The sequence below is a fragment of the Gordonia sputi NBRC 100414 genome (genome assembly GCF_000248055.1).
In the GTDB taxonomy this organism is placed as follows: Bacteria; Actinomycetota; Actinomycetes; order Mycobacteriales; family Mycobacteriaceae; genus Gordonia; species Gordonia sputi.
The window spans coordinates 43,908-61,770 of record NZ_BAFC01000051.1; the positions used below are offsets into that span (position 1 = coordinate 43,908).

Consider the following 17,863-nt stretch of genomic DNA (forward strand, 5'->3'; position numbering starts at 1 on the left):
GCGTCGGCATTCGACGCCGCGTTGACCGAGTGCTGCCCGCTCATCGCGTCAGCGCCGCCTTGAACTGCGGCCATGCCCGGTGCAGCTCGTCCTGCCAGTACGGCCAGGCGTGGGTACCGCCCTCATAGAAGTGGAAGGTCGCGGGTACGCCCAACTCGCGCATCCGCCGCTCCAGGTTCCGCGAACACTGATCGGTTGCCGTCTCGATGACCGCGCCGACAGCGACCTGCTCGGCGAGCTTCTGCCCGTTGCCGTCGATGCCGGGACCGTTGATCGTGTCGTAGCGACCGGGCACCCCCGAACCGTTGGAGACGTAGACGGACTTGCCCCGGAACTGCTCGACGTGCAGGTAGGGATCGTTGTCGCGCCACGCCGGAGCCGTCGGCGGACCCCACATGTTCACCGTGTTGCCGCCACCGCGGCCTTCCACGACCAACCGAACCGCCGCCTGGCCTGCCGGATCGCTGGTCTGGGCACAACCGCTGAACGACCCGAGTGCGCGATACAGCGTCGGCGCGTGCAATGACAGCTGGAACACCGATGTACCGGCCATGGAGATCCCGGCGATGGCATTGCGCCCGTTGCCGTTGAACCGCTTGTCGACGACCGAGGGAAGCTCCTCGGTGAGGAAGGTGGCCCATTTCTGCACACCCAGCTTGGGATCGGTGCGCTGCCAATCGGTGAAGTAACTCGCCGCACCACCCATCGGCACGACCACGTTCACATCCTCGTGCGCAAAGAAAGTCCGGATATCGGTCTGGTCGAACCAACTGCTGCCACCTTCGCCGCCCGCGGCACCGTTGAGTAGGTAGAGCGTGGGAGCTGCCGCGCCGCTACGTGCGGGAATGACTTTCACCGGAACCGGACGTCGCATCGCAGGTGAAGCCACCTCGACGTCGATCTCAGTCGGAGCAACGACGTTCTCCGACACGATGCGGGCTCCGCCCTGCTCGGCCGACGCCTCCGGCCCCGCGACAACGGCGCCACTGAGCGCACACGCCGCGGATGCGATCGCGACGACACATGTGCGCAGGGCGCGTCTGCTGCGCGCCCTGTCACGACACGCCGCCACGTCGGCGTTCAGCCTTGCTGACTTCACTCGAATCTCCCCACATTCACCATCTGGCACGTACCGCGACCATCGCCGCCGGCCATGCACACGCTCGCGACTCGAATCGACACGACCCGACTTTCACCTCGCCCCGCGCGTGACACCCGCTTCGCAGTCGGAACATCTGTGATCACGAAATAAGCGGCGAAGGACCCCCGATGCGGCAGTGTGCCGTACGCGATAACTGGTTGTCCACCAATTGAAGAAAGACCGGAAAGTTGGTCTTTTGACCCAATACCCACGGTCGCGAAAATGTACGTGTTGGTCTTTTGACCCACTTCAGTTCACTTGACTGACAACGGTTTTCACTGCCCGCGCGAGGCCACCCCGCCAATTGCGGCAATTAGCCTGTTACGGTACCGTCGCTGCAATATTGCATGACGTGTCATTTTCCGTCGTGAGGTGAGGGGAAATCGGGGTCCACACTCATCCACCGCCAGAGTGAATTGAGGTATTACCTGATGGTCAAGTTCGGCCTGATCGATGAGTGGCAGCCCCGCGTAGGAACGGTGACGAGCTGGACACTCTCCCCCGAGGCAATCGCCGCAGGAGCACAGGCACCAGTTCATCCGGTACCCGCGTCACATCAGCAAGAGGAATACCTTAAAGCCGCACTGCGCAACGAGTCCGCCGGATTCCGTTTCTCGCGACTTTGTCTGGAAGCCTTCGACTTCCAGACGCCTCTTGATCGAGGCGCACTCGAGCGTGCGGTCACGACGTTCCTGCGCAGACACGACACCTACCTCTCCTGGTTCTCGGCGGAGAAGGACGGATCGATCGCCCGGCACGTCGTCGATCCCGAGATCGTCGAGCTGTCGGCGACCGACCACGGCACCGTCGGGACGGCAGAAGAGATCCGGGCTCTCATTTCGGACATCACACCGGGTCCATTTCACTGGAACTGTTTCACATTCGGAACAATCGAATGGGATGGCGGCTTTACCCTCTACGCAGCCGTCGACCATCTCAATACCGACGGTATTTCGCAGGCGCTGACATGCGTCGAACTGATCACCCTGTATTCCAATGAAGCATTCGGACTCAAGAACCCGGTTCCCGAGATAGGTAGCTATCTCCGTTACTGCGAGCATGAGCGCAGCGTCTCTCGCGACCTGACCGCGCAGTCACCCGAGGTGCGCCGGTGGATCGAATTGATCCGGAACAATGATGGCGAACTACCACACTTCCCACTGCCGCTGGGCACGGAATCCGAGGGCTATACACGCAGTGGGCATCTGACGGAGAGCGTCTTCGACGAGTCGGCCGCTCAACGATTCGAGAAGATCTGCAAGGAGAACGGCGCCAACATGACCGCGGGGCTCCTCGCGGTGGCCGCCATTGCGTACTGCGAGTTCACCGGTGCCGCAGAGTATCTCGCGATGACACCGAAGAGCACCCGTGCCGTCGGTCCCGAACTGAACTCCGTCGGATGGTTCACCAGCCTCATTCCCGTGCCGATCGCGGTCGCGCCCGGTGCCAACTTCACCGATGTCGCAGCCCTGGCAGGACAGAGCTACAAGGCTGGCAAGGATCTGACCGACGTGTCGCTGCACCGGGTGGCGCAGTTGGTCTCCGACGACGACGCCGTCGACATCCCCGTGGGGTGGACGGTGCCGATGTTCTCCTACATCGACGTCCGCAAGCTTCCCGGAGTCGACCTCTTCGATGCCATCAACGGCTGTCTCTACGGCAATCGCGGCAGTAGCGAAGAGGTCTTCATGTGGGTCAACAGGTTCAACGATCAGACGTCGATGACCTTCCTGTTCCCCGACACCGACGAGGGCCGCGACTCGCTCGCGCTCTACACCGAGAAGGTCAAGAAGATCATGCGAGCAGTGGCCGACCAGGGCGATTACCGGCCCGAACCAGCCGCCGCGAACTGATCGGTCGTAGCCGCGTGGCTGCCAACACCACCCCTGTGGTGTCGTCGAATGCGGCACCCGACACACCGACACGGGCCGCGTGGCTCGCGCTGGCAGGGTGCCTCCTCGGCGTGTTCATGCAGATGCTGGACACGACGATCGTCAACATCGCGCTCCCCGACCTCACCGTCGACCTCGGCGCGTCGACGTCGGAGCAGTTGTTCGTCCTGAGCGTGTACACGCTGGCCTTCGCATGCACGCTCCTGACTGCTGCGACGCTGGGTGGTCGCCTCGGTCGACGTCGCATGTTCATCTTCGCGATGGTCGCGTTCACGGTCACGTCCGTGCTGTGCGGCCTGGCCCGCAGCCCGCTCGAGCTGATCATCTGCCGCGGCGCCCAGGGCATGAGCGCAGCGCTGATGTCGGCACAGACGTTGGCGCTGATCGCTGCGTTGTTCCCCAAGTCGCGCCACGGCGCGGTCTTCGGCATCTACGGCGCGGTCGCGGGACTGGCCGCCATGTTGGGACCGGTCCTCGGCGGACTCCTGGTGACCGGGGATCTGTTCGGTTGGGGATGGCGCGCGATCTTCTTCGTCAATGTTCCGATCGGCATCGTGGCATGCGTGCTCGCGGGCCGTCGACTTCCGCAGATGCGCGACGCCGACCCGCCGCGGCTCGATCTGGTCGGTGTGGCGCTGTCGACCGCCGGCCTGTTCCTGCTGCTCTACCCGCTGGCGGTGGGCCGCGAGCAGAACTGGCCACCGCGTCTGTGGGCCATGATGGGTGCGGCAGTGGTCCTGTTGGGCCTGTTCGTCGTCGTCGAACGTCGTCTGCTCCGCAGCGGAGGCGCTCCCCTGCTCCGACTCGATCTCTTCGCGTCTCGACGATTCTCCGTGGGGCTGCTTCTCTCGCTGCTGTTCTTCAGCGTCTTCGCGGGGTTCTTTTTCACGGTGTCGGTCGCGACCCAGTTCGGCCTCGGCTATTCGGCGTTGCGCACCGGGCTGCTCGCACTTCCATTCGCGATCGGGGCGGCCGCGGGTTCCGTCGGTTCGCCGCTTGTGGTTCGTCGGCTCGGGCCGGCACGCACACTGTGCCTCGGTGTCCTGATCTTGTCGGCGGGACTCGCCTGGCTCGCAGCAGAATTGGAGCCACAGACCGCGTCCTTGTCGGTGGCGGCCGTCATCGCGCCGCTCGTCGTCGGCGGTATCGGCACGGGATTCTTCATCGCTCCACTGCAGACGGCGATCCTCTCCGACACGAACGACCAGAACATCGGCTCCGCGTCGGGCTGTGTACCGACGGTGCAGCAGATCGGCGCCTCGATCGGACTGGCTGTGGTCACGATCTTCTTCTTCGGTCAGGTCTCGGCCCAGTCGGTCGAGGCGGTTCCCGCCGCGCGCGCCGGATTGTCTGCAGCGCTCGAGAACACCGACGTCGACCCGATGTTCCGCGGTGCGGTGGCCGACCGTTTCGCCGACTGCGCGTCGGCTCAACTGAGCTCGGCGCATCCCGAAACTCCCGCACCGGGTTGCTCGACGTCGGGGTCTGCCCAGCAGGGCGTGGCCGCCACTGTCGCAAGGCAGGCGGCGCCGGAACTCAAGACAGCGGGCCGGCACGTCGCGGCACAGAGTTTCATGGGCGCATTCCGCGCGACCCTCTGGGTGCTCGCGATCCTCGGCTGTGTGATCGCTGTACTGTCGCTCGCGCTCGGGCGTCGCAGTGGCGACCAACAGCCGCAGTAGCGCCCAGCAGTCGGGTAGCAACCAAAAGACTGCCGCAACCAACAAGCAGGACGGCTCACGAAACCCGACGCCCGCATCCGATTTCGGATGCGGGCGGTGGTGGTCGTGCCTTACGCCTTCAGTTGGCGCCAGTGCTTTAGGACTGGCCGACCTCGAAGCGGGTGAACGCCTTGACGGTGGCGCCCGCCTCGTCGAGAACGTTCTTGACGGTCTTCTTGGAGTCCTTCACGAACGGCTGGTCGATGAGGACCGAATCCTTGAAGAATCCGGTCAGACGGCCTTCGACGATCTTCGGCAGAGCCTTCTCCGGCTTGCCTTCTGCCTTGGCGGTCTCCTCGGCGATACGACGCTCGTTCTCGACGACGTCAGCGGGGACCTCGTCGCGAGTGGCGTAACGCGCCTTGAGAGCGGCAACCTGCTGTGCGGCATTGCGCGCGGCCTCGGCAGCGGCATCGCCGTCGCCGTCGTAGGACACGAGAACGCCGACGGCGGGAGGCAGGTCGGATGCACGCTTGTGCAGGTACACGGCGACAGGTCCGTCGTAGTAGACGACACGACGCAGTTCGAGCTTCTCGCCGATCTTGGCCGAGAGCGCCTGCACGGCATCGGCGACGGTGCCGTCACCGAGCTTGGCTGCCTTGAGCTCCTCGATGTCGCTGGTCTTTGCGACCAGAGCGGAATCGAGAACCTGGTCGGCGAGCGCCTGGAACTCGGCGTTCTTCGCGACGAAGTCTGTCTCGGAGTTGAGCTCGATCATCGCGCCACCCTTGGCGGCGACGAGGCCTTCGGCGGTGGAGCGCTCTGCGCGCTTGCCCACGTCCTTGGCACCCTTGATACGGAGTTCCTCGACAGCCTTGTCGAAGTCGCCGTCGTTGTTCTCGAGGGCCTTCTTGCAGTCCAACATGCCTGAACCGGTGAGCTCACGGAGACGCTTCACATCGGCTGCGGTGTAGTTCGCCATCGTTGGCGAGCCTCCTTCAAGTGGGTTAAACGGTGCGGGTGCTCGCAGAATCCGGAGGGATCCTGCGAGCACCCGCCGGTGGCTATCGGCTACGCGCGTCAGGCGGTAGCGGGCGGCTCCGTTGCGGCGGGAGCCTCGGCAGCAACCTCTGCTGCCGGTGCGGCAGCCTGGGTCAGCAGTTCCTGCTCCCACTCGGCGAGCGGCTCGCCTGCGGCGGCGTCGGGCTTGGCGTCCGAGGATGCCTGGCCTGCGCGAGCCTGAACACCCTCGGCGACGGCCGAAGCCACGACGCGGGTGAGCAGTGCAGCACTGCGGATCGCGTCGTCGTTACCCGGGATCGGGTAGTCGACGAGGTCGGGATCGCAGTTGGTGTCGAGGATCGCGATGACCGGGATGTTGAGCTTGCGTGCCTCACCGACAGCAATGTGCTCCTTGTTGGTGTCCACCACCCAAATGGCAGAAGGCACCTTGGCCATATCCCGGATACCGCCGAGTGTCCGCTCGAGCTTGTTCTTCTCGCGGGTCAGCATCAGGATTTCTTTCTTGGTGCGACCCTCGAAACCGCCGGTCTGCTCCATGGTCTCGAGTTCCTTGAGACGCTGCAGACGCTTGTGGACGGTCTGGAAGTTGGTGAGCATGCCGCCGAGCCAGCGCTGGTTCACGTAGGGCATGCCGACGCGGGTGGCCTCAGCGGCGATCGACTCCTGAGCCTGCTTCTTGGTGCCGACGAACAGGATGGTGCCGCCGTGGGCGACGGTCTCCTTCACGAACTCGTAGGCCTTGTCGATGTAGGTCAGCGTCTGCTGCAGATCGATGATGTAGATGCCGTTGCGGTCGGTGAAGATGAATCGCTTCATCTTCGGGTTCCAACGGCGGGTCTGATGCCCGAAGTGTGCGCCGCTGTCGAGCAGCTGCTTCATGGTTACGACAGCCATGAGTCTTCTGTCCTTTGTGTGCAGTTGACATCGCCATCGGGTGATGACGATCCTGGCGCCTGCGTCGCGCGGACCCGGGTGTCCGGGACCGCCCGCGCGAGTTTGTCGGCTCTCACACGCGACCGTGGTCGCCGTGGTGCATTGCCTGATGCAGGCGCGCGAAGTCACCTCATCCGCGGATGAGATGCCCCATCAGCTTACGCCGCCGCAGTTCAGAACCCAAAACGCCTCCTGCACGGCCCACCTTTGAAGAATTCTTTCGCGGCAAGGGAGCTTTCCGCGTCGCGCGCGCGTCAGAGTCGGCATGGACACCCACAGAGTCGACACGACCACCGACGACGAGCCGACCAACTCACACTCCGACGACCTAACCGGGCGCCTCCCGATTGTTCGACGACTGCTCGTCGTCCTCACCGACATCGCCCTGACCAGCGCACTTCTGCTGGGCGTTCCATCGCTTGCCGCCGCCCGTCCGCCCACCTACACCGCGCCGCTCGCTCCCAAGCCGACGGTGGTCACCGGATTCGACGAGCCGGATCAGCGGTGGCACGCGGGCCACCGTGGCGTCGACCTCGCCGTCGTCGAGGGCACGCCGGTTCTCGCGGCAGGCGACGGGGTGGTCCGGTTCGCGGGCGAGGTCGGCGGCAAGTCGACGGTGTCGATCCAGCATGCCGACGGCCTGATCACCACCTACGAGCCGGTCCGCCCCACGGTTCGGCGCGGAGATCGTGTGAGTCGCGGGGCATCCATTGGGACAGCGCTTGGCGGACACCCCGGATGTCCGACGACCGCCTGCGTGCATTGGGGCGCACGACGCGGCGCGGGGCGCAGCGCCGACTACGTCGACCCGCTCGGACTACTCGGCGCGGTACGGGTGCGCCTCAAACCGCTCGACGGCTGACGCGCCAAGGCTTTTCGGGATTCTCCCGGATCACGCCCGCGGATGCGCCTGACGGTGGGCCGCACGCAGACGTTCGACGCTGACGTGCGTGTAGAGCTGCGTCGTCGCCAACGACGCGTGGCCGAGGAGTTCCTGCACCACACGGAGATCGGCCCCGCCCTCGAGGAGGTGGGTCGCGGCGGAATGTCGGAGACCGTGGGGCCCCATCGACGGCCCGCCCGCGGCCTCGACGGCCCGGTGCACGACGCTGCGAGCCATGCGCTGATCGAGGCGTCCGCCGCGCGCACCGAGCAACAGTGCTTCTCCTGATCGTGGACCCACCAACGACGGTCGTCCGTCGCGGAGCCAGCGGGCCACGGCTTTCGCCGCGGGCGCCCCGTAGGGCACCGTGCGCTCTTTGTTGCCCTTCCCGATCACGCGCACCACCCGGCGGTGGCCATCGATGTCCGCGATGTTCAGCCCGCACAACTCGCCAACGCGAATCCCCGTGGCGTACAACAACTCCAGAATCGCGATGTCTCGCAGCGCAAGGGGCTCGTCGCTCTCGCCAAGCGACACGGCTTCTTCGCCTCCGTCGGCATCGGTCTCCGATGCGGGGCTCTGCTTCCCCGCAGCGGCAATCGCGGCGGCCGCCTCGTCGGGCGCGAGGATCGGTGGCAGTGTGCGATGTGCTTTGGGTGCCTGCAGTCGGGTCGACGGATCGTCGCCGAGTATCTGTTCTCTGGAGGCCCAGGCGCAGAACGTCTTTGCCGACGACACCTGACGCGCGACGGTGGTTCGGGCCGCGCCGCGCCGAGTGTGTTCGGCCAGCCAGGACCTCAGTAGTGCCAGATCGATGTCGCCGACGGGAACTCCTCTGGCGCCCGCGAACGCGATCAGGCCTCGCACATCCGACAGGTACGCGCGGATGGTGTGCTCACTGCGGCCGCGCTCGTGTCGCAGATGGTCGGCGAAGTCGTCGAGCACGGACATGGTCATCGATCGATGACAACGAACGACGCGCGTATACGCAACCGCACACGCGCGTCGTTGTCAGATTGTCACGGGGTCAGATCGTCACGGGGTCAGATCGTCGCCTTGGCGTTCGGGGCTCTGACCCCTGCGTCAACGGCTGCCACGCAGGCGGGGCAGCCGTCCGGCCACCCGACCGGCCGTCGCTCTTCAACCGTTGACGCCCGCGCCCTCCTCCTCGGCACGCAGATCGGACTTCCACTGCCGGAAACCCTCTTCCGTACGGCCCCGTCGCCAGTAGCCGGAAATCGACGCCCTCGCTGCGCTCACGCCACGCTCCTTGCGCACATAGCCGCGCAGGTTGTGCATGACGGCCTGCGCCTCGCCGTGGATGAAGACGTGCGGTTCGCCGTCGAGCCAGTCGGTCTCGCGCACCGCCGCGATCAGCGGGGCGTTGTCACCCGCGCGGTCGTCGGACACCTCGCCCGCAGGACCGCCGCGATGGACCCAGGTGATCTGCACGCCGGACGGTACGTCGAGCGGAACCTCATCGTCGGGGCCTGCGACCTCGATGAACGCTTTCGCGATCGCACCCTCGGGCAACGACTCGACGGCCGCGGCCAGCGCGGGAAGGCCTGCTTCGTCCGCGGCCAGCAGGTGCCATGCGGCGTCGTTGTCGGGGCGGTAGCCACTACCCGGACCGAGGAAGTGCACGGTGGAACCGGGAGCAACCGTCGCGGCCCAGGGACCGGCGATGCCCTCGTCGCCGTGCACCACGAAGTCGATTGCGATCTCGCGCGCGTCCTCGTCGACAGTGCGAATGGTGTACGTGCGCAACACGGGCTGCTGTTCCGGCGGTAGCGACCGCGACGCCCTCGGGTCGAAGTCGTCCGGGAAGTCGACACCGTCGGGCATGAAGATCAACTTCACGTACATGTCGGTGTCGCGCTCGTCCCGTGGCGGTAGTGCCACGGCGAAATCGCCGAAGCCGTCACCACCCAGATAGAGCCTCACCATGTGGGGTGTGATCTGCTCTCGCCGGAGCACCGTCATCGAATTCACGCGCTTTGCCATGAAACCTCCTAATGCGTTCCAGCTTACGCCACTCGAATTAGGGTTACCTAAATCGCGAGTCTCCATCCCGCACCGTCGCCGGCGATCAGACCTGCAATCTCCAGTCCCGCGAGCGCAGCACGAACGATACCGACGTCGAGGCCCGCGGCGAACGAGATCTCGGTGATCGTTGCACTCCCCTGACCGGGAATCGCGTCGTGGACCCGCTTTTCGTCGTCGGTCAGCGTGTCGGTGGGCCTGTCGCGACCGCGTCCGGGGTCGCCGCCTCCGTCGGGTACCGCCAGTGTGATGACCGACGCCGCGTCGGTCACGAGCACGCCGAGCCCATCGGCGATCAGGCGATGGCAGCCCACCGACGTCGCCGATGTGACCGGCCCCGGAATCGCGCCGACCGGTCGGTCTATCGCGCGCGCCCACGCCGCCGTGTTCGCAGCGCCCGACCTCTTGCCCGCCTCGACGACAACCGTCGCCGACGACAGCGCCGCGACCAACCGATTTCTCGTGAGGAACCGGTGCCGTGCGGCCGTGGTGCCCGGCGCGTACTCGGACACCACGGCTCCGCTGCCCGCGATCTCGGCGAGCAGCCGGGCATGTCCCGCCGGATAGTCACGGTCGATCCCGCAGGCAAGGACCGCCACGGTGATGCCTGCCGATGCGAGCGCGGCACGATGCGCGGCGCCGTCGACGCCATAGGCACCACCCGAGACAACAGCCCACCCCTGCGCACACAGCTCGCTGGAGAGCTTCCCGGTGACGTGCTCGCCGTACGACGACGCCGCTCGCGACCCGACGAGCGCAATCGAAGCGGCCGCGACTTCGTCGAGGCGCGCTGGGCCGCGCACCCAGAGTGCGATGGGTTCGTCGCCGTGCACATTCGGCTCGAGTCGCGTCAACGGAAGCAACGACCAGGCGGGCCATTCGGAGTCGTCGGACGTGATCAAGCGAGCATCAACCGCGTGCGCGGTGTCGAGATCCTTGGCGGGAGTGCAACTCTCGGCTCGAGCGCTTGTCGGACCCAGAACCGCCTCGTGACCGCTCGGTACCCGTCGACGACGAATGGCGTCGGCCGCGGCCTCTGCTCCGATGTCGTCGACGAGATGTCGGATGGAAGAACACGGAGGTTCGGCCACAGCACTCAGATAGGCCCACGCACGCAGCAGCTCATCGTTGTGGTGGGTGTCGGCGTACACGGTCATCGAAATCCCCCTCGGTCTCGGTACAGAAGTGCTTGCGCCACATCGGTTTCGGTCGGTACGTCGCCACCGCGCAAGTCGGCCAAAGTCCACGCGACCCGCAAAGCCCGATCGACGCCCCGCGTTGTTACGCGCCCCTCCCGAACACAGACGTCGACGGGCCGAAGGGCCTTGGGTGACAGCCGAAACTGTTGTCGCAGTGCCGAACCGGGCACTTCGGAGTTGGTTCGCCAGCCGTGTTCACGCCAGCGTTCTATTGCCGCGGAACGAGCGGCGGTCACCCTTGCCCGGATGTCGGCGCTCGACTCCTCCGCTGCCATCATCAGCGCGGCGTTTCCCGGCGGCTCCATCTGCACCCGCAGATCGACACGGTCCATCAGCGGTCCGGACAGCTTGCCCAGATAGCGCCGCCGCACGACCGCGCTGCAGACACAGTCGACGTCGTGCACCGGGGCACAGGCACACGGATTCGCGGCGAGAAGCAGCTGGAAGCGCGCCGGATAGGTGGCAACCCCGTCGCGACGACTGATCCGCACCTCTCCCTCTTCGAGTGGTTGTCGCAGGGAGTCAAGCACTTTGGGCCCCATCTCGGCACACTCATCGAGGAAGAGAATTCCTCGATGTGCCAGCGATACCGCTCCGGGCCGCGCGATGCCGGTACCGCCACCGACCAGGGCTGTGGTCGAGGTGCTGTGGTGTGGGGCCACAAACGGTGGCGACGTGATCAGCGGCTGGCCCGGACGCAACCGTCCCGCGATCGAGTGAAGTGCGGTGACCTCCAGTGATTCCTCCTCCTCGAGGGGCGGGAGAATGCCCGGAAGTCGGCGGGCCAGCATCGTCTTCCCGATACCCGGTGGGCCGGTCATCATGACGTGATGTGCACCGGCAGCGGCGATTTCGAGTACGTGGCGCGCCTCGCTCTGACCGATCACATCGGCCATGTCGGCGATCGGATCCGCGGGGAGCGCCTTGATCTCACACACCGTGTCCAGCACACACTCGCCGCGCAGCCACGAGGCCACCTCAGACAGCGAATGCGCGCCGCCGACCTCGATATCGCGCACGAGGGTCGCCTCACCAACCGACTCGATCGGCACGACTGCACGAGCGAAACCCGCGTTGCGCGCCTCGATCACCGCCGGAAGCACGCCGCGCACCGGACGGAGACGTCCGTCGAGCGCCAGCTCGCCCAGAAAGATCGTCCCGCCCAACCTCGACGTGGGAACAGCGTCCGTCGCGGCAAGTATCGAAACTGCAAGGGCCAGATCGTGTCCCGACCCGCTCTTGGGCATCTCCGCGGGCGCCAGGTTGACCGTCACCTTCTTCTCGGGGAACTTGACCCCCGAATTCGAGATGGCGGCCCGCACCCGGTCGCGCGCCTCTCGCAACGACGAATCGACGTTGCCCGACAACGAAAAGCCCGGCAACCCCTGACTCAGAGATGCCTGCACCTCGATCACGCCTGCCTCAAAAGCGTTCAGACCAACCGAATGACAACGCCCCAACGACATCGCACGTCCCTACTCGAATACGCCACTGTGGTGGCGCAACGCAGCGAACTCTGTGCGATCGGGATAGCGTGAATCGAGTTGTACCGAGATCACGTCGAATCGGATGGACGGCCAGTACATCTCCTGCTCGGTGAGCCAGATCCGTGTCAATCGGCGCAGGCGCGACAACTTGTCGGCGGTCACCGCCTGCGCGGGATCGCCGAACACCCGACTGGCCCTCGTCTTGACCTCGACGACGACCAGCGTCGGGTCAAAGTCATCGTTGTCGTTGGCGATCAGATCGATCTCGCCATACCGACAACGCCAATTCCGTTCCAGGACAGACCAACCCAGACCGATGACATATCTGGCTGCCAGATCTTCACCCAGCTGCCCGATGAAGGCCCGCCGATCCGGACGCCGCTCCGACGACTCGCTTCTCATGCCACAACAGTGGCCGACGACGACGACGAGACAGCGAGAGAACCGGGATCAGTGCCTAGGTTGTGGAGCGACCGCCACCTGTGGACAGACGGTCATGACCCTCACGGCTCGTCTGGCAGCCGCAGCTCGGGCTTCTCGAGTTCCTCGATGTTGACGTCCTTGAACGTGATCACCCGCACCTGCTTGACGAATCGAGCTGGTCGGTACATGTCCCAGACCCAGGCGTCGCTCATGCGGAGCTCGAAGTACACCTCGCCATCGGTATTGCGCGGGACCATCTCCACGGCATTGGCAAGGTAGAAGCGCCGCTCGGTCTCCACCACGTAGGTGAACTGGCCGACGATGTCCTTGTACTCCCGATACAGGGACAACTCCATCTCGGTTTCGTACTTCTCGAGATCCTCAGCGCTCATCGTGCAAGCCTATCGCGATCGGGTTCTGGCGGGAGGTCTGGTCGGGGTCGGCGACGTCGGGCCGCGACGTTGCGATACGACATCCGGTGCTGGTGGGAGGGGCCATGCGCGTCGAGGCATGCCATGTGATGCGCGGTGCTGTAGCCCTTGTGGATCGCGAAGTCGTAGCCGGGAACCTCGTCGTCCATCGCGACCATGATCCGGTCGCGTGTGACCTTCGCGAGGATGCTGGCGGCAGCGATGCATGCCGCCGCGCCGTCGCCGCCGATCACCGGGAGCGACGGCGCGGTCAGGCCCGGAACCGCGAATCCGTCGGAGAGGACGTATCCCGGTGTCACGTCGAGTTGTGCCACCGCTCGACGCATACCCTCGATATTGGCGACGTGGATACCGATCCGGTCGATCTCGTCGGCGTCGATGACGACAACCGACCAGCTCGCGGCATACCGCGTGACAGCACGATAGAGGGTTTCGCGCGTGGCCTCGGAGAGGCGTTTGGAATCGTCGAGATCAGCCAGCGACGTCAGCTGAGTCGGCTTGAGCACGCATGCGGCGACCACCAGTGGGCCTGCGCACGCACCCCGACCTGCTTCGTCGACGCCTGCGACCGGACCCAGACCACCGCGGTGCAGCGCGAACTCGAAAGTGCGCAGCCCCGCGGCCCGCCGAACAGGTGACCTCGGCGGCCACGAACCCACGACGCTGCGACTGCTCACTGCTGCGGGTTGATCGAGCCGACACCACCGATCCGCGACACGGGGTAGATGATGAAGCGCACCTTGCCGCGGACGTCGGACACCGGAACGGTGCCTTGCAGCTCGTCGGTGACGTGATAACGCGAATCCGCCGAGTACTCGCGGTTGTCGCCCATGACCCAGAGGTTGCCGTCGGGCACCTTGATGGGGCCGAAGTCGGGACCGTAGCAACTGGTCACCTGGTTGTCGGGCTCACCGGACTGGCCCGACGCCACGTCGCGCGACTGAAGACTCTTGTCGATGTACGGCTCGTTCAACGGCTTGCCGTCGACCTTCACGCCCACCCCATCAGAGTTGCGACATTGGACGGTCTGACCGCCGGTGGCGATCACGCGCTTCACCAGATCGTTCTCGTCGGGCGGCGCGAAACCAAACCACGACAGACCGTTCTGCAGACCGTGAACGACGGGATTACTCGACCGCGGCGACTCCCAGTCGCCGTCCCACGACGATGTCGGGGCACGAAAAACGACCACATCGCCGGGCTTCGGATCGCCGAAGCGATACGCGAGCTTGTCGATGACGATGCGGTCGTTGGTGCACCCCTGACATCCGATGAGCGTCGACTCCATCGACTCCGACGGGATCACATACTGCCGACCGATGAAGGTCTGCAGAATCCACGTCACCAGCAGAACGCACGCGACGATGATGATCGTCTCGCGCAGCCATGAACCACGTTTCCGTTTCGGTTCGTCGTCGTCATCCTTGGTACGCCAGGGGCGCTCCTCGGAGTCCTCGGACCGGCGGTCGACAGGATCTGCCGGGCTCGAATGGGCGTCGTCTGCGTCGGAGTGATTCGCCGCGCTGTGTTCGGATGCCACGTCGTCAGGGTAGACGCGTCAGCGCTTTTCCTTGATCTTGGCTGCCTTGCCGCGCAGATCGCGCAGGTAGTAGAGCTTCGCGCGACGCACGTCGCCGCGAGTCAGGACGTCGATCTTGGCGATGTTGGGGCTGTGCACCGGGAAGGTACGCTCCACGCCGACACCGAACGACACCTTGCGGACGGTGAAGGTCTCGCGGACACCGCCACCCTGGCGACGGATGACGACACCCTTGAAGACCTGGACGCGCTCCTTGGAGCCTTCGATGACCTTGACGTGAACGTCGAGGGTGTCACCGGGGCCGAACGCGGGGATGTCGTCGCGCAGCGACTGCTTGTCGAGGAAGTCGAGGGTGTTCATGATGTCGTTGTTCCTTAATGTGGCTACTGATGAACAGAGGAACCTGGCGACCCCCGCCATTGGCGTCGACGTTCCGACGATACGGCGTGAACGGTTCGAACCGGTTCGTGCTCCGAGTCATGCCCGAGACGTCTGTCGACGGCCTCAGGCAACCCGTCCATTGTGCCAGAGCACCAGGGTGGAAGTGAAATCGCGCGTCCGCGGTACGAGCAGGCACCCCAAACGTCGGCTCACGTTCGCGGCGACGGCGGCGATGCCACCGCAACACCCTCTGCCACCAGCACCGATGCAATTCCCTGCGGCATCGTCATGGCCGACGCCACGATGACGGGTGTCAGCCGCGCGCGTGCCATCTCGGCGACGATCGCGTACTCGGGCGGGCCTCCATCGCCCGCGAGCAACTCGCTGGGTGCGATCGCGAAACCCGGGCGCTGATACGGCTGCGGGTCGCTGGTCGCGACCACCCTGACCTGGCCTCCGTCCGCGTCGGTTCCGACGCCGATCGCCACACGCATCCACTCGGAGAAGGGCGACGGCAGCGACGTCTGCAATATCGCCGCACGCTCGATCAGCCATGTCGGGTCGATGTCGGGGGTACTGGCTTGGGCTCCCACGGCGCGGGCACCCTGCAGCGCGCCACCCGCCGACGCCCCCAGCGCCCCGAGCGCCCCGAAACCTCCCGCCGTCATCATGCCGCTGGTCGCAGCCGGCGGAGTCGATTCGGTTCGCTGTTCCGAATCGGCCACCTGTGCTGCGGAATCGCCCGCATCCCCGGCGCGCCCGGTGTACTCGTCACCCGCGGCGGACAGCGCGTATCGACCCGCGCTCGCCGCCGACACCCGAGCCGAGTCGTCGCCGAGTGCGTCGGCCACCGAGCCCGCCAACCGGTCGCGATCGGCGATGGACGCGAGCAGTGTCACCTCCGCACGCGCGTCGACGGTCGCCAGTGCAAAGGTGTCGAGCGACGTGGCGAATGCAGCGAATCTGTCGGCAACGCCGCGCATGCCGGTGACGTCCGACGTCACCTGCGTGAGGGCGTCGATCAGCCCGTCGTGGAAGCGTCCCGACCCGTCGTGATCGCGTCGTAGGGCGTCGATGACGTCGGCGAGGTCGCGCAGTTCGTCACCGATTCCGCGGAGGCGGCGGCCACAGTCGACGAGCGCGGTCTCGTCGGCGCTCGGCCAGCACCCGGGTGCGAGCGATTCGGCAAGACGTCGAAGCTCCTCCGTCGCGCCGGCGGCGGGGTACGTGGTGTTCACGCGTCCGTTCATGGCGCGCACCTGTCTGATCCGGCGATCTGACCGGATGTGCGGAACTGAGCGTCGAGTTCGCGGTCGACCTCGACCACCTGCGTCGCCCCGGCGACGGCGTTGTCGGCGATGACCGTGAGCGCCTGCGACAGCCCCTCGACTCCACGCGAGCACCCCTGTTCCGCACGCAGCGCCCCCGGACGAAACGCCGCGGCGGGCGCGCCCTGACCCATCGCGTCACCGACGACGAGTCCGACGGCCATCACTTCGTCGCCCATCGCGTCGACACGTCGGGCGATCTCGGACAGTCGGCGCCCCAGATCGGCGTTCGCCGTGCCGTCGACACGCATCGTCGCCGTGTCGTCGTGAGGTGTGCGCGACTGCTCGTTCATCGGGGTACCTCGTCTCGACGCGTCGGCGCCTCGTCGTGGCTTCGCCGGACGTCGGAGTAGGTGGGTCCGAGCTCGGACACGGTGCGCAACAGGCGCTCTCGCTGGTCGTGGAGCTCCAAGTCTGCGCGCGTGGCTAGTTCGACGATGGTCGAGGAGAGCTGATCAGCACGGTAGTGGCGCAATGCGGCAGGGCGAATGTCGATGTCGCGCACGAGTCCCCGCGACCCGACGGTCACGCTCACCAACCGATCGGGAGTCGACGCCTGCGCGGTCAGCCGATCGAGTTCGCCTGCGACTCTTGCCAATTCGACGCGCTGATGGTCGACCTCGTCGAGCATGCGTGTCCATCGATCCCGCACAGCACTTCCCTCCCCACCCCGTCGACCGCTTCGCTGTCACTGCCCGGTTTGCGGAGATCATAACCGGACGCCGACAGGCACACGCCGTCTCAACGCACACCTGTGGAAATCGCGGACCGCCGAGAAGGCCCCGGAGAGCCCGCCATGGAAGCCAGGAGAGTCAGTCGTCGAGCAGGTCGGGTCTGCGCTCGCGAGTTCGTTCCAGCGACTGCTCGTGACGCCAGGCGGCGACTTTGGCGTGGTCGCCACTGAGCAAGACCGGCGGGACGTCGAGTCCGCGCCACTGCACGGGGCGGGTGTAGCTCGGACCTTCGAGCAGCCCGTCGGAGAACGAATCCTCCTCGTGCGAGCGCGGGTTGCCGAGGACACCGTCGATGAGCCGCACGGTCGCCTCGATCATCGCCATCGCGGCCACTTCGCCACCGATCAGCACGAAATCGCCGAGGGAGACCTCTTCGACGCGGACGCGCCGGGCGGCGTCGTCGAAGACTCGCTGGTCGATTCCCTCGTACCTGCCGCACGCGAACACGAGATGCTTTTCGCGGCTGTAGCGTTGCGCGGTTTCTTGTCGGAATGGAATGCCCGCGGGCGTCGGGACCACGAGGAGGGCGTCGTCTGGGCACACCTCATCGAGACACGGCCCCCAGACGTCGGGTTTCATCACCATGCCCGGCCCGCCACCGTACGGCGAATCGTCGACGGCGCGGTGGATGTCGTGGGTCCAGTCACGGAGATCGTGAACCCCGACCTCGATCGCCCCCTTGTCGATCGCCCTGCCCAGCAACGCAATACGCAGGGGATCGAGATACTCGGGAAAAATGGAGACGATATCGATGCGCATGGGAC

General features: G+C 65.8%; 19 protein-coding genes. 3 read left to right on the forward strand and 16 right to left on the reverse strand.

Annotation, left to right across the window (positions count from 1 at the left end):
- Nucleotides 1-40: 40 nt before the first annotated feature.
- The gene (locus tag GOSPT_RS08040; protein ID WP_005204970.1) at nucleotides 41-1,099 is read right to left on the reverse strand and encodes an alpha/beta hydrolase; all 1,059 of its coding nucleotides are present in this window, start codon (nucleotides 1,097-1,099) and stop codon (nucleotides 41-43) included.
- Between the two features lie 473 nt (nucleotides 1,100-1,572).
- Here GOSPT_RS08040 and GOSPT_RS08045 point away from each other — a divergent pair, with 473 nt between their 5' ends.
- A complete protein-coding gene (locus GOSPT_RS08045; protein ID WP_005204971.1) occupies nucleotides 1,573-2,994 on the forward strand; it encodes a condensation domain-containing protein in 1,422 nt (473 codons plus the stop codon).
- A gap of 14 nt (nucleotides 2,995-3,008) precedes the next feature.
- A complete protein-coding gene (locus GOSPT_RS08050) occupies nucleotides 3,009-4,715 on the forward strand; it encodes a DHA2 family efflux MFS transporter permease subunit (RefSeq protein ID WP_005204973.1) in 1,707 nt (568 codons plus the stop codon).
- Between the two features lie 136 nt (nucleotides 4,716-4,851).
- On the opposite strand, the gene tsf is transcribed toward GOSPT_RS08050, so the two are convergent.
- Complete coding sequence (gene tsf / locus GOSPT_RS08055) at nucleotides 4,852-5,676, reverse strand: translation elongation factor Ts (protein WP_005204975.1); 825 nt, start codon at nucleotides 5,674-5,676, stop codon at nucleotides 4,852-4,854.
- Between the two features lie 98 nt (nucleotides 5,677-5,774).
- Nucleotides 5,775-6,611 carry a 30S ribosomal protein S2 gene (gene rpsB / locus GOSPT_RS08060; RefSeq protein WP_005204976.1) on the reverse strand — a complete coding sequence of 279 codons (837 nt, stop codon included), beginning with the start codon at nucleotides 6,609-6,611 and terminating at the stop codon, nucleotides 5,775-5,777.
- Nucleotides 6,612-6,915: 304 nt separating this feature from the next.
- Between rpsB and GOSPT_RS08065 the strand changes: the two genes are divergently transcribed.
- Entirely contained in the window at nucleotides 6,916-7,512 is a 597-nt protein-coding gene (locus GOSPT_RS08065; RefSeq protein ID WP_005204979.1) for a M23 family metallopeptidase, read from the forward strand.
- Nucleotides 7,513-7,542: 30 nt separating this feature from the next.
- On the opposite strand, the gene GOSPT_RS08070 is transcribed toward GOSPT_RS08065, so the two are convergent.
- From GOSPT_RS08070 to trmD, 13 genes are all read right to left on the reverse strand, one after another.
- Nucleotides 7,543-8,490 carry a tyrosine recombinase XerC gene (locus GOSPT_RS08070; RefSeq protein ID WP_005204982.1) on the reverse strand — a complete coding sequence of 316 codons (948 nt, stop codon included), beginning with the start codon at nucleotides 8,488-8,490 and terminating at the stop codon, nucleotides 7,543-7,545.
- Between the two features lie 183 nt (nucleotides 8,491-8,673).
- Nucleotides 8,674-9,537, reverse strand: a complete 864-nt coding sequence (locus tag GOSPT_RS08075; RefSeq protein ID WP_005204984.1) for a siderophore-interacting protein — start codon at nucleotides 9,535-9,537, stop codon at nucleotides 8,674-8,676.
- 47 nt (nucleotides 9,538-9,584) lie between these two features.
- Nucleotides 9,585-10,733, reverse strand: a complete 1,149-nt coding sequence (gene dprA / locus GOSPT_RS08080) for a DNA-processing protein DprA (RefSeq protein WP_005204986.1) — start codon at nucleotides 10,731-10,733, stop codon at nucleotides 9,585-9,587.
- On the reverse strand, nucleotides 10,730-12,241 hold the full coding sequence (locus tag GOSPT_RS08085) for a YifB family Mg chelatase-like AAA ATPase (protein WP_005204987.1): 1,512 nt from the start codon (nucleotides 12,239-12,241) through the stop codon (nucleotides 10,730-10,732). The genes dprA and GOSPT_RS08085 overlap by 4 nt, the downstream gene beginning before the upstream one ends.
- Nucleotides 12,242-12,250: 9 nt before the next feature.
- Nucleotides 12,251-12,664, reverse strand: a complete 414-nt coding sequence (locus tag GOSPT_RS08090) for a YraN family protein (protein ID WP_005204989.1) — start codon at nucleotides 12,662-12,664, stop codon at nucleotides 12,251-12,253.
- A 101-nt stretch (nucleotides 12,665-12,765) separates the two neighbouring features.
- Nucleotides 12,766-13,077 carry a DUF2469 domain-containing protein gene (locus tag GOSPT_RS08095; protein ID WP_005176689.1) on the reverse strand — a complete coding sequence of 104 codons (312 nt, stop codon included), beginning with the start codon at nucleotides 13,075-13,077 and terminating at the stop codon, nucleotides 12,766-12,768.
- Entirely contained in the window at nucleotides 13,074-13,775 is a 702-nt protein-coding gene (locus GOSPT_RS08100; RefSeq protein ID WP_005204991.1) for a ribonuclease HII, read from the reverse strand. The genes GOSPT_RS08095 and GOSPT_RS08100 overlap by 4 nt, the downstream gene beginning before the upstream one ends.
- Before the next feature lie 14 nt (nucleotides 13,776-13,789).
- The gene (lepB, locus tag GOSPT_RS08105; RefSeq protein ID WP_005204993.1) at nucleotides 13,790-14,656 is read right to left on the reverse strand and encodes a signal peptidase I; all 867 of its coding nucleotides are present in this window, start codon (nucleotides 14,654-14,656) and stop codon (nucleotides 13,790-13,792) included.
- An 18-nt stretch (nucleotides 14,657-14,674) separates the two neighbouring features.
- The gene (gene rplS, locus GOSPT_RS08110) at nucleotides 14,675-15,016 is read right to left on the reverse strand and encodes a 50S ribosomal protein L19 (protein ID WP_005204995.1); all 342 of its coding nucleotides are present in this window, start codon (nucleotides 15,014-15,016) and stop codon (nucleotides 14,675-14,677) included.
- Nucleotides 15,017-15,246: 230 nt separating this feature from the next.
- The gene (locus GOSPT_RS08115; protein WP_005204997.1) at nucleotides 15,247-16,287 is read right to left on the reverse strand and encodes a hypothetical protein; all 1,041 of its coding nucleotides are present in this window, start codon (nucleotides 16,285-16,287) and stop codon (nucleotides 15,247-15,249) included.
- On the reverse strand, nucleotides 16,284-16,658 hold the full coding sequence (locus GOSPT_RS08120) for a hypothetical protein (RefSeq protein ID WP_005204999.1): 375 nt from the start codon (nucleotides 16,656-16,658) through the stop codon (nucleotides 16,284-16,286). Before GOSPT_RS08120 ends, GOSPT_RS08115 begins: the two co-directional genes overlap by 4 nt.
- On the reverse strand, nucleotides 16,655-17,017 hold the full coding sequence (locus GOSPT_RS08125; RefSeq protein WP_005205000.1) for a YbaB/EbfC family nucleoid-associated protein: 363 nt from the start codon (nucleotides 17,015-17,017) through the stop codon (nucleotides 16,655-16,657). The genes GOSPT_RS08120 and GOSPT_RS08125 overlap by 4 nt, the downstream gene beginning before the upstream one ends.
- Before the next feature lie 160 nt (nucleotides 17,018-17,177).
- A complete protein-coding gene (gene trmD / locus GOSPT_RS08130; RefSeq protein ID WP_039855216.1) occupies nucleotides 17,178-17,858 on the reverse strand; it encodes a tRNA (guanosine(37)-N1)-methyltransferase TrmD in 681 nt (226 codons plus the stop codon).
- Nucleotides 17,859-17,863: the final 5 nt, after the last annotated feature.

Excerpts from the sequence above, each read along its gene's own strand:
- GOSPT_RS08065 (WP_005204979.1), top strand. The coding sequence starts at position 6,916 with ATGGACACCCACAGAGTCGACACGACCACCGACGACGAGCCGACCAAC.
- rplS (WP_005204995.1), bottom strand. The coding sequence starts at position 15,016 with ATGAACACCCTCGACTTCCTCGACAAGCAGTCGCTGCGCGACGACATC.
- GOSPT_RS08120 (WP_005204999.1), bottom strand. The coding sequence starts at position 16,658 with ATGAACGAGCAGTCGCGCACACCTCACGACGACACGGCGACGATGCGT.
- GOSPT_RS08085 (WP_005204987.1), bottom strand. The coding sequence starts at position 12,241 with ATGTCGTTGGGGCGTTGTCATTCGGTTGGTCTGAACGCTTTTGAGGCA.
- trmD (WP_039855216.1), bottom strand. The coding sequence starts at position 17,858 with ATGCGCATCGATATCGTCTCCATTTTTCCCGAGTATCTCGATCCCCTG.
- GOSPT_RS08115 (WP_005204997.1), bottom strand. The coding sequence starts at position 16,287 with ATGAACGGACGCGTGAACACCACGTACCCCGCCGCCGGCGCGACGGAG.
- GOSPT_RS08070 (WP_005204982.1), bottom strand. The coding sequence starts at position 8,490 with ATGACCATGTCCGTGCTCGACGACTTCGCCGACCATCTGCGACACGAG.
- dprA (WP_005204986.1), bottom strand. The coding sequence starts at position 10,733 with ATGACCGTGTACGCCGACACCCACCACAACGATGAGCTGCTGCGTGCG.
- GOSPT_RS08075 (WP_005204984.1), bottom strand. The coding sequence starts at position 9,537 with ATGGCAAAGCGCGTGAATTCGATGACGGTGCTCCGGCGAGAGCAGATC.
- GOSPT_RS08045 (WP_005204971.1), top strand. The coding sequence starts at position 1,573 with ATGGTCAAGTTCGGCCTGATCGATGAGTGGCAGCCCCGCGTAGGAACG.
- GOSPT_RS08095 (WP_005176689.1), bottom strand. The coding sequence starts at position 13,077 with ATGAGCGCTGAGGATCTCGAGAAGTACGAAACCGAGATGGAGTTGTCC.
- rpsB (WP_005204976.1), bottom strand. The coding sequence starts at position 6,611 with ATGGCTGTCGTAACCATGAAGCAGCTGCTCGACAGCGGCGCACACTTC.
- tsf (WP_005204975.1), bottom strand. The coding sequence starts at position 5,676 with ATGGCGAACTACACCGCAGCCGATGTGAAGCGTCTCCGTGAGCTCACC.
- GOSPT_RS08090 (WP_005204989.1), bottom strand. The coding sequence starts at position 12,664 with ATGAGAAGCGAGTCGTCGGAGCGGCGTCCGGATCGGCGGGCCTTCATC.